We start from the raw sequence: 13,112 nt of genomic DNA on the forward strand, positions 1-13,112 counted from the left end.
CTCAGTATTCAGTCTCAGTATTCAGTCTCAGTATTCAGTCTCAGTATTCAGTCTCAGTATTCAGTCTCAGTATTCAGTCTCAATATTCAGTCTCAGTATTCACTGTAACTGCGACTGCGACTGAACACTAAAAACTAAAAACTGAACACTAATGCTATTTTTCCATTTTTTGCTTCAAATTATCCAATCCTTTTTGCAGATCCTTCCCAATCATTTCATCCATATTCATTATAGGAAGCATGGCATTCCATGGATAAGGCATAACACCGCTAATTCCCCATTTTACATTTGTCTGATTTCCAGCAACTGTTTCTGTTGACATAAATCCGTCGGCTATGTCATTCATAGGTTCTTTAAAACGCAGAGCAAAGTCAATGCGCTCTCCTTCTGTGATTTTTGTAATTTCTTGCTCACCCGATCCAACATTTTCGACTTCGCTTTCCCAAGCCGAAATAGATCCAACTTGTCCATCTGTTCCAGTAAAAGTCGATTTCATTTTCGGATCCATACTTGCCCAAACGCTGAATTCATTTTGATTTTTTAATGAACGGACATAATTAAAAACGGAATCAACAGGTTTATTGATAGTTATTTCTCGTTGTACAGCATAATTTTTTGGCATTATTAAAGCGGCAATAAGTACAATAGCGACAGTTACAAGAAGTGCAATTAAAATTTTTTTAATGATTTTCATATTTTTTTGGTTTTAAGTTTTAGTTGGTCATTTGTTGAATTAAATATACGGATATTCCTGTATTAATTGATTGCTATGTGTTGATTTTGAGTGTTATATGACCGAATTTATTTCTAGCATTTTAAAGAAATGAAAAATAATAATAAGATTTTTTATATTTTTTTTGATTTAAACTGTAACATATTGACTTTATAAGCGTCTATTAAGAAAGCAAATTATTAACGTTCAGTTTGATTTTAAGCGCTAATATTAATTGAATGTTAAGAATTAGTTAAAACAAGGTACTGTGTAATACATAATACAAAAAATAAATTACCTTTACATAGAAATTAAAAATCATCAATAATCAATCAATTTAACAATCAATCAACATGAAAAAGTCAGTAATTATTTTAGGAGTAGCTTTAGTAGCTTTTGCCAATGTTTCAATGGCAGCAAACCACACAACATTAACTGTAAACCCAAAAATTGAGGTTTCAAGAAATTTCTCAGCACCGCTGCACGTAGCAGTTAGCAAAGGAGATGTAGAAGTAGTGAAAAAATTTATTGCTTATGGAGCCAATGTTAATGAGCAATCAGAGGATATGACGCCTTTGATGATCGCAGCAAGATACAATAAAGTTGAGATTATCAAAGTTCTATTAGAAAATGGTGCTCGTCCAGAGGACAAAAATGAGCAAGGTTTTACTGCATTAAAATATGCACAATTGTCAAATGCAACTGAAGCAATTGCAATTTTAAAAGATTTAAAATAACAGTTTGAATCTAGTTTGAGTTAGTATAATAAACGGCCTTCCTTGAGCAGAGGGCCGTTTTTTATTTATATGATATTGAGGAATTGAATTACAATTATTAAAAATCAATTTCTTGAATTTTCTTGTTCTGAAGCTTAGAAAGTAAAATTAAAGCTGTAATCGCACCAATGGTTGCAAACAACATATCCGATTGCGTGTCCCATACATCCCCCTGAGTTCCCAAAAAAGCATCGCCTCCATCACCGGTTGCAAGTGAAACAAACCATTCTATAAATTCATAAGTCGCACTTATCGCTAAACAGATACTGACAATGATAAAGTTGAAAAAACTTTTATTATTTACGACTTCTTTTCGAATAAATAATTCTCTTATAATCATTGCAGGAACAAATCCTTGCGCAAAATGCCCAACTTTATCGTAATTGTTGCGGCTTTGATGAAATATTTCTTTTATATAATCAAAGAACGGAACTTCAGCATAAGTATAATGGCCACCAATAAACAAAATAATGCAATGAATTAAAATCAAAGTATAGGTAAAATTGGTAAATCGGAATTTTTTGAAAGTGAAAGCTAATAGGAGAAACCCAATTATTGCCGGAATAATTTCAAGAAAACAAGTAAAACCTTCTTTTGGATTTATAGCAGATGCTAGTAATGAAATTGTAAAAATGGAAATCAGAAAATAGATGTATTTCATAATTCAGTTTATAAGATGTAATGCAAGATATCAAACTAAAATCTAACAAAAACAAAAAAGCACCATTAAAAAAATAATGATGCTTTTTAGCTGAATTAAATTATTTTTATTCAATCGGAATGTTCTTTTTTCGATTGAAAATCCAAAAAATGATTGGAAAAACCAATAAAGTAAGGATAGTTGCTGTAATTAGTCCTCCAATAATTACGATTGCCAAAGGTTTTTGTGATTCTGAACCAATTCCGGTTGAGATTGCGGCAGGCATCAATCCAATCGAAGCCATCAATGCAGTCATAACTACGGCTCTTGTTCTAGCTTTTACTCCCATAAAAATAGATTCTTCGAGAGAGAATTTTGCCTTGAGATTATGATGAAATTCGGATATCAGAATAACCCCATTTTGAATGCAAATTCCTAACAAGGCAATAAAACCAACTCCTGCTGAGATTCCGAAATTCATTCCTGTAATATGAAGCGCAATGATTCCTCCTATAACTGCAAACGGAACATTAGCCAATACAAGCAGTGAATCTTTGATATTTCCAAATAAAATAAACAAAAGAACAAATATTCCAATTAAACTGATAGGTACCACTTGAGCCAAACGAGCACTGGCACGAACTTGATTTTCAAATTCACCTGTCCAGCCCGTTGTATAGCCAGAAGGCATTTTTAATTCGGCTACTTTGGCCTGTGCTTCAGCAATTGTACTACCTAAATCTCGATCTCGAACAGAAAATTTTACCCCAATAAAACGTTTAGTATTGTCTCTGTAAATAAAAGCTGGTCCAGTTATAGTTTTGATATCGCAGATTTCTTTCAACGGAATTTTAACGCCACTGATTGTTGGCACTTTTAGTTCCGATAAATCTTCTTCATCTTTTCTATATTCTTTTGAAAAACGAACTCTTACATCGAATTTTTTTTCATCTTCATATTTCTCAGTTGCAGTTTTTCCTCCAAAAGCCAATTCTAGAACAGCCTGTGCATCGCTCAAAGTCACACCATAAGCAGCCATTTTTTCTCGATCTAAAATTACGCTGATTTCTGGCTGACCCACATTTCTAAGAATTCCGACATCCTTTATTCCCGGAATATCTTTGATTTTTGCTAAAACCTCATTGGACAATTCGTCTAATTTATCTAAATCATCACCATAAATCTTCACAGCATTTGAAGCTTTAAACCCTGCAACAGATTCGGCTACGTTATCAATAACAGGTTGCGAATAATTATAGGTAATTCCTTGATGAATTTTCAGCTTATTATCCATTTCATTGATCAGTTCATCCATATTGATATTTCGCTTCCATTCTGATTTTGGTTTCAAGTCAACCTGTAGCTGAATAAAGCCAAATCCGTTTGGATCTGTTCCGTCGTTGCTTCGCCCAGTTTGAGAAAGCACTTTTTTCACTTCAGGAAAACTTTCTAGATCTTTCCTGATCATCGCTGCGGTCTTAACACTTTCAGGAAGCGAAGAACTCATTGGCAATTCTGCAGTTACCCAAAGCGCTCCTTCATTTAACTGAGGCAAGAATTCAGTACCTAAAAAAGTTGCTGAAAAGAACACAGTTGCTAAAATGGCAATAGAAGCAATAAGTGTTTTTGATTTGTGTTTAAACGTCCAAGCAAAACCTTTTCCAACAATTCGATCCCAGAAATTCACAAACGGATTATGTTTTTCTTTTACGTTTTTGTTCAATAAAATATGTGATAAAACGGGAACCAAGGTCAAAGTGAAAAGCAACGCTCCCATTAAGGCAAATCCTAAAGTATAGGCTAGAGGAGAGAACATTTTCCCTTCTACTTTTTGGAATGAAAATATTGGTAATAAAGCTGTAATGATGATTAATTTAGAGAAGAAAATAGCTTTACCCATTTCAGTACCCGTTTTTTTAATCAAACTTCCTTTTGCAATTTTATTGTATGCTGTCATTCCTAATTGATGCGCTCGATGATCCAAAACAACAAATAATCCTTCGACCATAACGACCGCTCCATCAATGATAATCCCAAAATCGACTGCACCCAAACTCAGCAAGTTGGCGCTCATTCCCATCATTTTCAGACATAAAAATGCAAATAATAAGGATAACGGAATAACGATTGATACAGTAAAAGTAGTTCTCCAATCAGCCATGAAAAGAAATACGACGCAGGTAACCAGAATAATTCCTTCAAATAAATTATGCATTACCGTTTCGGTCGTGAAATTCATCAAATTATCGCGATCATAAAAGGTTTCGATTTTGATATCCTTTGGAAGAATATTATCATTCAAATCTTTGATTTTGTCTTTAATCAATGCTAATGTTTCCTGCGCATTTTCACCTTTCCGCATCACGACAATTCCTTCGACGGCGTCATCATTTTTTCCAATTCCGGTTTGTCCCACTCGTGGCATTGCACTTTCATAAACCGAAGCAACATTTTTTACCAGAATTGGATTTCCGCCTGCATCATCAACAATAATGTTTTCAATATCAGAAATTGATTTTAAAAGCCCTACACCACGAACAACAAACGCCTGACCATTTTTTTCAATAATATCTCCACCAACATTTAAGTTCCCAGCATTTACAGCATTATAAACCTGCAAAGGTGTGATATTGTATTTAGCTAATTTGATTGGATCAACACCCACTTCATAGGTTTTAGTCTGACCACCAAATACATTTAAATCAGCAACACCTGGAACCGCACGAAGTTGTTTGTCAATTACCCAGTTTTGATACGTTAACAATTCGCGACTGTCTCTGCTGTCGCTTTTTACGATATATCTAAATATTTCTCCAGTTGGTCCATAAGGAGGTTGAACATCTGGTTCAACATCGTCTGGAAGCGAAACGTTTTTTAATAGGTTATTAACTTGCAAGCGTGCAAAAGTATCATCTACACCATCGTCAAAAATGATTTTAATTACCGATAATCCAAACATGGTAATACTGCGAACGCTGGTTTTTTTTTGAACAGAGTTCATTGAAATCTCAATTGGAGATGTCACAAAACGCTCAACTTCTTCAGCACTTTTTCCGTTCCATTGCGTAATGATGATGATTTGAGTATTTGTTACATCGGGAAAAGCATCGATTGGCATATTTTTGAAAGAAATAAATCCTGCAACAGCCAGTAATCCCACCCAAAAAAAGGTGAAAGCTTTATTCTTAAGCGAAAAAGCAATTATATTTCTAATAAATTTGTTCATTTTTTATTCGTTTAAGGCACGGTAAATAAATAACTGATTGTTAGTAATGACTTTTTCATTCTCTTTTAGGCCACTTGAGATATAAGTTGTTTTTCCAACAACGCTGTAAACTTCAACTTGTCTTGTTTCAATATTGTGACGATCTTTAAAAATCATTACAAAGTTTTTGCTTTTGTCAAAAACAATGGCTTCACTTGGAATCGCAATCATAGATTTATCTTCTTTAAAAGACAATTTAATGTTTGCATTCATGTCAGGTTTCAATAGATAATCCGAATTTTGGAGTTTAATGCGAGCCTGCATTGCTTTGGTTTCCGGATCAATTACATTGAAAATTTTATCTACTTTTCCTTTAAAAACTTTATCAGGATAACTTAATGTTGTAACATCGGCATCGATTCCTAATTTTACTTTATTGATATCCATTTCATTGATGTTTGCCATTGCCCAAACTTCACTTATTTCAGCAATGTCAAAAATGTTTTCAGATCGGTCATTTCTCAAAAGCATATCTTGATTAATACTTTTTTGAATAATAAAACCGCTTATAGGTGCTGTAACCTCATAAATTGAACCCGCTTTTATATTATAAATTTTATATGTTTCCTGAATTTTACTCAATTGTGATTGCGCCTTATTGACTTCAGATTTTGCTTGAAGCACATCACTTTCTGAGTTCAATTTTCCGTCAAATAACTCTTGGGCAACTTTTAAATTATTTTTGGCAACCAGTAAATCACTCTTTGCATCTAAAGATTGTTTCTCAAAATCGGCCACATCGGTACTTCTAATAGTAGCTAGAACTTGTCCTTTTTTAACATAATCTCCAAGTTCTACATTTACTTTGATTACGTTTCCGCCAACTAACGGATAAACATCAATCATTTTGTTGTTGTCGGCCGTGATTTTTCCATAAAAACTTAATTCGTTTGTTACGGGTTGTGTTTGCGCCACAGCTGTTGTAGTAGTTTTCAGCATCGCATCACTTAAAGCAAAAGAAGAATTTGTCTGCGGATTTTCCACCTCTTTTTTGCAGCTTGCCAGAGATAAACTCACGATTGCAATTCCTATAATTAATTTATGTTTCATCTTAGAATATTTTTAGAATAAGTCTTTGTTGATTGTACTGTTTAGTTCTTCACCTGAAAGGGCTAGTTTTTTCTTCAATTCATTTACCAAAATTGTCGCTTGATTGTAGCTTTCCATAAAATCTGTGAATTCTAGTAAGCTCACATTTCGTTTTTGGAAATTGGTTAACATTCCGTTGTAGACTGCTTCAAAATCGGCATTGACGGTTGGTTTTATGACTGAATAATTTTTTCGTGATTCATCCCATTTATTCCAAGCCGATGTAATTTCAGTTTGCAACTGCAGATCAAAATTTTGTTTTTCGACTTTAGATTGTTCTAAGATGGTTTGAGCGTATTTTATGTTTCCTTTGTTTTTGTTCCAAAGCGGAAGCGGAATCCCAAGCGTTACATTCGCCTCTCTATTAAAAGCACCACTTCTCTGATCATAATTGGCTCCCAAAGTAAGATCAGGAATCGAAAGTGATTTTTGCCATTTTACATTAGTTTCATTAGCCTCAATTTCTTTTTGTTTGGCCAAATAATCGGGTCTGTTTGCAATGGCTTGATCTTCTAATGATTTTAAATCAAAATCTATTGTTTTCAAATATTTGCTGAATTCTTCTTTTGAAACTTCTGGAATTACATTTTCTGTCGAATTAAGCAATAATCTTAAATTGCTTTGTTCTTCAATATTGTCATTTACAACTTCCATTCTTTCATTTTTAAAACTGAGATACAGAGACTGCAATCGAACAACATCTTTTAAGGGAATGTTTCCTTTTTGCGCCTGAATTGAGTACGAATTGATCAAATCCTCAATATGTGCAAGCTGCTGGTCAGTGGTTTCGAGACTTTTTGTGTTGTAGTAAACGGTGTAGAAGCTCTTGCGCAATTGAAGTTTTAAAGTTCTTAGAAGGTCATTGAATTGAAGTTCAGCTAGTTGTTCGTTATTCTGAGCTAGTTTTACTTCATTGCGTTTTTTTCCACCCAAATAAATTAGCTGCTCAATTCCAAATGCTTTTTGTCCATCTTTTCCAATATCAAAATATTGATTTCGTTCTGGGTTGTAAGCATTTAATTCTGCTGTAAGAGACGGATTGTCCCAAATTCTTGCTTGAATCGTTAAAGCTTTCGAGGCGTCAATATTATATTGAGCAGCCAGTAAGAAAAGATTTTTTTTAAGAAACTGGCTCTCGCAATCTTGAAGTGTGATTGTTTTTTGAGCCATTACTGCCTGATTAATAAATGCAAGCAGAAGTAACGCATATACTTTTTTCATTGTATCAATTTTAATGATACAAATATGCTATCGGTAAACTTTAAGCTACCTTAAAACTGACCTTAAAAATGCCTTAAAAATGATTATTAATGAAAGATAAGCTCGAAAAGATTCTCTTTGTCTGCTGTCACATTATATCTTATATTCGCATTATGGAGAGAAAGTATGCGCTGAACAATACGTAATCCAAGTCCAAATCCTGAAGTTCCTTTTGCATTTTTTCCACGCATAAAAGGCTGAAAAAGATTTTGTTGTTCTTCATCAGTCAAAGTATTTCCTGAATTAGAAATTGAAATAATAAGATGGTCGCTTTGAGTGCCAATTTTTACTTTTGCTTGCTTATTATCAGAATAAACACAAGCGTTTTTTAGAACATTACTAAGAGCAATTTCTAAAAGATTTTTATTTCCTTTAATTTCTAAAGCTGAATCTAAATTCTCGCTTTCTTCCATTTCAAAAAGAATTACAAAATCAGGAAAGCTTTTATTTAAGTTTTCAATAGCCGAAAACAGAATTTCATCCATTCTGTGAACTTCACTATTCTCGTGATTTTTGGAATCAATTTTGGAAAGAATTAATAAAGAATTTATTAATTCAGTTAGTTGATTTACATCAGATAAAATGACTTTCAAAAATGATTTTCCTTTTTCAGAAGTACTAGGATCTGTAACAACGTTTTCTATTTGCGAGGTGATTCGGGATAATGGTGTTCGCAATTCATGTGAGGCATTTGCAGTAAACTCTTTTTGTTTTTGATATGAAATCTCGATTCGGTCCATCATGAAATTGAATTCGTTTGCAATCAAATCGATTTCATTTTTATTGCTTTTGGATTCGACGCGCGTATCAAGATTATTTTCGTTTATATTTTTTATTTTCTGATGAAATACACTTAAAGGATTCATCGCTTTTTTTATCATAAACGAAGTCAATACCCAGCATATACAAGTAAAAAATATATAAGATATAACTAAAGTATAACGCAGAAAAAGCAATTTACGTTTTCCATAATCATCTGTAGCCGAGATTAATGCATAAAAATCTTTGTCTTTAGTATCATAAAAAACGCCATAGACTTCATAATCTCCTTGTTGCTTGAAAAAGGTTTTATGTTTTTTTAGATATTTTAAATCTTCAACAGACCAATTTATTTTTGCATCATCAATACTGCTGTAAATCAGTTTAAAATGAGAATCAAAAACCAAAGTTTTTTCATCATACAATTTGTTGATTGAATTTTGATCGATAATTTTTAAAAGCTGATCATCTACTTCTTTTACATTTACTAAAAGTTTGATGTTCGAAAGCGCTTTAATTTCTAAACGATCTCGAAATTCTTCTTTTCTGAAATTAGAATACAAAACAAATATCACCGTTGATGCCAACCCAAATAGGATGGTGAACAGCAAACTTACCAAAAGTGATATCCTGTTTTTTAATGTCATTCTTGATTGCTTAAATAATAGCCATAACCGACTTTAGTTCGAATAAGTTTTGTTTCGCGGTCTTTGTCTATTTTTTTTCGAAGAAAATTAATATAGACTTCGATTGTATTTTGATTGGTTTCAATGTGATAATCCCAAAGTTTTTCGGCAATAAATTGTTTTGATAGGACTTTTCCTTTGGCATGAGCCAAAATCATAATCAGCTTGAATTCCTTTGGTGTCAGCTTAATTTCTTCGCCAGAGCGGAAAACCTTCATTTCTTCTTCAAGAATTTCTAAATCTTCAATAATTATCTTTTTTTCGATTTGTTGAGGGATCTCTTTTCGCCTTAATAATGAAGAAATTCGAGCAAACAATTCTTCAAAATGAAAAGGCTTAACAAGATAATCATCCGCACCGTTGTCAAAAGAAGCTAATTTATCTTCAATTTCGCTGAAGGCTGTCAGCATAATTATTGGTGTTTTTTTATCATTTTCTCGAACCTCTTTACAAAGGTCAATACCATTGACACCGGGAACATTAATATCGAGAATGATTAAGTCATATTCGTAAGGAACGTATTTTTTCAATAATAAGGCTCCATCATAATAAGGAGTACACTCGAAGCCTTTCGAAGTAAAGAATACTGAGATTTCTTTAGATAAAGTAAAATCGTCCTCGAGGAGTAAAATTTTCATACATATTATTGATTTATAAACTAGGCCGTATTTAAACAGCCCAGTTTATGTTTTAAAGCTTTTTATTTAAAATAAGAAAAAGTCTCGTCCTTTTCTATTTTCAATAATGTTTCATAAATCAGCTGAATTACATTTTCGACATCTTCTTTATGTACCATTTCAACAGTTGTATGCATATAACGCAAAGGCAATGAAATTAATGCCGATGCCACACCGCCGTTGCTATAAGCAAAAGCATCAGTGTCAGTTCCTGTAGCGCTTGAAGTTGCATTGCGTTGGAATGGAATTTTCTTTTCTTCAGCAGTATCCACAATCAAATCACGCAGTTTGTTTTGTACAGCAGGCGAATATGCAATTACAGGACCTTTTCCCATTTTAAGATCACCCTCGACTTTTTTGTCTATCATTGGTGTATTTGTATCGTGGCAAACATCAGTGATAATCGCAACATTTGGTTTTATAGTATGCGCAATCATTTCAGCACCGCGCAACCCGATTTCTTCTTGAACAGAATTTACGATGTATAATCCAAAAGGAAGCGTTTTTTTGTTTTCATGCAAAAGTCTAGCAACCTCTGCAATCATAAAACCACCCATTCTGTTGTCAATTGCACGACAAACAAATTTATTTTCGTTTAAAATCATAAATTCATCAGGATAAGTAATGACACATCCTACATGAACACCAAGTGCTTCCACTTGTTCTTTAGTTTCACATCCTAAATCAATGAAGATATTACTCAATTTTGGAGCTTCTTCTTTGTCCCGCATACGTGTATGAATGGCAGGCCAACCGAAAACACCTTTCACGATTCCTTTTTTTGTATGAATATCAACTCTTTTTGAAGGCGCAATTTGATGGTCAGAACCACCGTTTCGTATTACATAAATTAATCCGTCATCTGTAATGTAATTAACATACCAAGAAATCTCGTCAGCATGACCTTCAATTACAACTTTAAAAGGGGCATCCGGATTGATAACTCCAACAGCGGTTCCATACGTATCAGTTATAAAAGTATCAACATATGGTTTAAGATATTGCATCCAAAGTTTTTGTCCCTCGCTTTCATATCCAGTAGGCGAGGCGTTATTTAGGTAGCTTTCAAGAAAAGCAATTGAAGTATCTTTTAAGATAGAATTTGAACTCATAAAAATATTTTTTTGCTAATTTATAAATTTGGTATTAGAGTTGTATATAAATATATAATTTTACATTTAAATTATGACTCGATGAGATTTAGCTGCATTCTTTTATTTTTTGTATTGTTTTCATTTTCAAGCCATGCGCAAGTTACTCCAAAGGAGAACCAACAAATGGGCTATATTTTAACAGAACAGGATTCTATCCTTAATGATACTATTGAGCTTCCGGAGATTATTATTACTAAGGAAAAACTTGATCCTGAGGCGCAAAAACAATTTTTGATTCTTCAAAATAGAGTTTATAAAGTTTATCCGTATGCAAAATTGGCGGCTGATAGATTGACTGCTTTAAATAAAGGAATGGCGCGTTTAAATTCAAATCGAGAAAAAAAGAAATACTTCAAAATTGTTGAAGACTATTTGAATAACGAATTTGAAGACCGACTTAAAAAGCTTTCGCGAAAACAAGGTCAGATTTTAGTAAAGCTAGTGCATCGCCAAACCGGAATCACAACATACGATTTAATAAAAACTTTAAAAAGCGGATTCAAAGCATTTGTTTCAAACACCACGGCAAATTTGTTTGATATAAGTTTGAAGACAGAATACAATCCTTATGAAGTCAATGAAGATTATTTAATAGAAACTATTCTTCAACGTGCTTTCGAATCAGGGCGTCTAGTAAATCAAAAAGCCGCGCATCCTGTGGATTATAATGATCTAATGAATAAATGGGAACAAAAAGCAAAAGCTCCAGCTGACAAATAAAAATTTATTAAGAATAGATTTTGTATTATATATATAAGAGCAATTTCGGATTCTAACCCGACAGATTTCAAAACCTGTCGGGTTTGTTTTTTTGTACATATATATAAGTAGGGAAGGTGTGCTATAATATATAAGAGTAAAAAACGAATATGCCAGGTTGAACGAAGTCGAAGCCCTTTTAAGTTTAGAATTTTAACAAGGAGCTTAATCCCGCTATGCGCTTCAATCTTTTATGCCTCCCGATAGCTATCGGGACCGGCACAAAAGGATTTCCTCCCGATGCCTCGGGACTATCGGGGCTATGACACCTGTTTCCAGAAGAAAATATAAGGAAATAACGAAATCAGAGAAGAGAAACCAGGCTCCCGGGGAATAAAAAGGGCAGAAGAGAGCCTTGTAGAGGAAGAAACTTAGCGCCTTTGCGCCTCTGCGAGACTAAAAACAGCCGAAAAGCGGATTCCAAAGCTTGATTTCTTGGCAGGAAAGAACGCTGAAGGCTGAAAATTCAATAAAAAGCATAAAGGAAAAAGGCAAAACTATGAAAACCGCACCGTAATTCAGGAAAATCCTACGTATAGTGAAAAAAAGTTGAATTGTAAAGAATCCGTTATCAGCAAGTTAGGAAAAAGATTGGAAAAAGATTGGAAAAAGATGAAAAAAACTCCATAAAAAAGCTTGCGCAACTGGAATTGTTGTGTACTTTTGCACCCGCAACAGCGAAGGCGTTCACTGAAATACTGGCAGGCAACAAGGACTGAAAGGGAAGAAATTCTCGAAAAAAAAAGTTTGAAAAAAGCTTGCGAGATTCGAAAGAAGCTTTTACATTTGCACCCCGCAAAACACGGAAAAGTTCATTGAGAGATTGGAAGGAAAGTTTGGAAAATGAGGCGAAAAAAAAGTTTCAAAAAATTTCAAGTTTTTCTTGCGAGAAACAAAAAGAAGTTTTAGTTTTGCACCCGCTTTGAGAGACAAGCGGAAGAAACAAAATTACGTTCGTAGACATATTGAATTGACAGCCGTTCCGATGCAAATCGGAACAAATAGAATAAGAGTAATAGAATCGAGAGATTCGGAAGGAACCACTAGAGGAAGCGTCGAATATATAATATTAAAATATACGATGAAGAGTTTGATCCTGGCTCAGGATGAACGCTAGCGGCAGGCTTAACACATGCAAGTCGAGGGGTAGGGCACTTCGGTGCTTGAGACCGGCGCACGGGTGCGTAACGCGTATGCAATCTGCCTTTCACAGAGGGATAGCCCAGAGAAATTTGGATTAATACCTCATAGCATTATGGAAGGGCATCCTTTCATAATTAAAGTCACAACGGTGAAAGATGAGCATGCGTCCCATTAGCTAGTTGGCAAGGTAAC

10 protein-coding genes and 1 rRNA gene are annotated in these 13,112 nt (G+C 33.9%); 3 read left to right on the top strand and 8 right to left on the bottom strand.

The window, feature by feature from the left end; translation table 11 throughout:
* Positions 1-154 precede the first annotated feature (154 nt).
* Positions 155-694, bottom strand: coding sequence for an SRPBCC family protein (locus H600_RS0121605; RefSeq protein ID WP_026730746.1), 540 nt, complete (start codon positions 692-694; stop codon positions 155-157).
* Positions 695-1,065: 371 nt separating this feature from the next.
* Between H600_RS0121605 and H600_RS0121610 the strand changes: the two genes are divergently transcribed.
* Positions 1,066-1,449, top strand: coding sequence for an ankyrin repeat domain-containing protein (locus H600_RS0121610; RefSeq protein ID WP_026730747.1), 384 nt, complete (start codon positions 1,066-1,068; stop codon positions 1,447-1,449).
* A 97-nt stretch (positions 1,450-1,546) separates the two neighbouring features.
* Here the strand turns inward: H600_RS0121610 and H600_RS0121615 are convergent, their stop codons facing one another.
* From H600_RS0121615 to H600_RS0121645, 7 genes are all read right to left on the bottom strand, one after another.
* The gene (locus H600_RS0121615) at positions 1,547-2,149 is read right to left on the bottom strand and encodes a DUF2238 domain-containing protein (RefSeq protein ID WP_026730748.1); all 603 of its coding nucleotides are present in this window, start codon (positions 2,147-2,149) and stop codon (positions 1,547-1,549) included.
* 106 nt (positions 2,150-2,255) lie between these two features.
* The gene (locus H600_RS0121620) at positions 2,256-5,354 is read right to left on the bottom strand and encodes an efflux RND transporter permease subunit (protein WP_026730749.1); all 3,099 of its coding nucleotides are present in this window, start codon (positions 5,352-5,354) and stop codon (positions 2,256-2,258) included.
* Positions 5,355-5,357: 3 nt separating this feature from the next.
* Entirely contained in the window at positions 5,358-6,443 is a 1,086-nt protein-coding gene (locus H600_RS0121625; RefSeq protein WP_026730750.1) for an efflux RND transporter periplasmic adaptor subunit, read from the bottom strand.
* Positions 6,444-6,455: 12 nt separating this feature from the next.
* Complete coding sequence (locus tag H600_RS0121630; protein ID WP_026730751.1) at positions 6,456-7,703, bottom strand: TolC family protein; 1,248 nt, start codon at positions 7,701-7,703, stop codon at positions 6,456-6,458.
* 86 nt (positions 7,704-7,789) lie between these two features.
* The gene (locus tag H600_RS0121635; RefSeq protein WP_026730752.1) at positions 7,790-9,148 is read right to left on the bottom strand and encodes a HAMP domain-containing sensor histidine kinase; all 1,359 of its coding nucleotides are present in this window, start codon (positions 9,146-9,148) and stop codon (positions 7,790-7,792) included.
* Positions 9,145-9,825: a response regulator transcription factor gene (locus H600_RS0121640; RefSeq protein ID WP_026730753.1), complete on the bottom strand. Its 681-nt coding sequence runs from the start codon at positions 9,823-9,825 to the stop codon at positions 9,145-9,147. The genes H600_RS0121635 and H600_RS0121640 overlap by 4 nt, the downstream gene beginning before the upstream one ends.
* Positions 9,826-9,887: 62 nt before the next feature.
* A complete protein-coding gene (locus H600_RS0121645) occupies positions 9,888-10,976 on the bottom strand; it encodes a M42 family metallopeptidase (protein WP_026730754.1) in 1,089 nt (362 codons plus the stop codon).
* An 81-nt stretch (positions 10,977-11,057) separates the two neighbouring features.
* Between H600_RS0121645 and H600_RS0121650 the strand changes: the two genes are divergently transcribed.
* Positions 11,058-11,738, top strand: coding sequence for a DUF4294 domain-containing protein (locus H600_RS0121650; protein ID WP_026730755.1), 681 nt, complete (start codon positions 11,058-11,060; stop codon positions 11,736-11,738).
* A 1,117-nt stretch (positions 11,739-12,855) separates the two neighbouring features.
* Positions 12,856-13,112, top strand: a 16S ribosomal RNA gene (locus H600_RS0121660); the annotation flags it as partial.

It is taken from the genome of Flavobacterium denitrificans DSM 15936 (assembly GCF_000425445.1).
Classification (GTDB): Bacteria; Bacteroidota; Bacteroidia; order Flavobacteriales; family Flavobacteriaceae; genus Flavobacterium; species Flavobacterium denitrificans.

What these genes read in the sequence shown, in the direction of transcription:
- H600_RS0121650 (WP_026730755.1), top strand. Translation starts at nt 11,058, where the DNA reads ATGAGATTTAGCTGCATTCTTTTATTTTTTGTATTGTTTTCATTTTCA.
- H600_RS0121615 (WP_026730748.1), bottom strand. Translation starts at nt 2,149, where the DNA reads ATGAAATACATCTATTTTCTGATTTCCATTTTTACAATTTCATTACTA.
- H600_RS0121645 (WP_026730754.1), bottom strand. Translation starts at nt 10,976, where the DNA reads ATGAGTTCAAATTCTATCTTAAAAGATACTTCAATTGCTTTTCTTGAA.
- H600_RS0121625 (WP_026730750.1), bottom strand. Translation starts at nt 6,443, where the DNA reads ATGAAACATAAATTAATTATAGGAATTGCAATCGTGAGTTTATCTCTG.
- H600_RS0121605 (WP_026730746.1), bottom strand. Translation starts at nt 694, where the DNA reads ATGAAAATCATTAAAAAAATTTTAATTGCACTTCTTGTAACTGTCGCT.
- H600_RS0121635 (WP_026730752.1), bottom strand. Translation starts at nt 9,148, where the DNA reads ATGACATTAAAAAACAGGATATCACTTTTGGTAAGTTTGCTGTTCACC.
- H600_RS0121640 (WP_026730753.1), bottom strand. Translation starts at nt 9,825, where the DNA reads ATGAAAATTTTACTCCTCGAGGACGATTTTACTTTATCTAAAGAAATC.
- H600_RS0121620 (WP_026730749.1), bottom strand. Translation starts at nt 5,354, where the DNA reads ATGAACAAATTTATTAGAAATATAATTGCTTTTTCGCTTAAGAATAAA.
- H600_RS0121610 (WP_026730747.1), top strand. Translation starts at nt 1,066, where the DNA reads ATGAAAAAGTCAGTAATTATTTTAGGAGTAGCTTTAGTAGCTTTTGCC.
- H600_RS0121630 (WP_026730751.1), bottom strand. Translation starts at nt 7,703, where the DNA reads ATGAAAAAAGTATATGCGTTACTTCTGCTTGCATTTATTAATCAGGCA.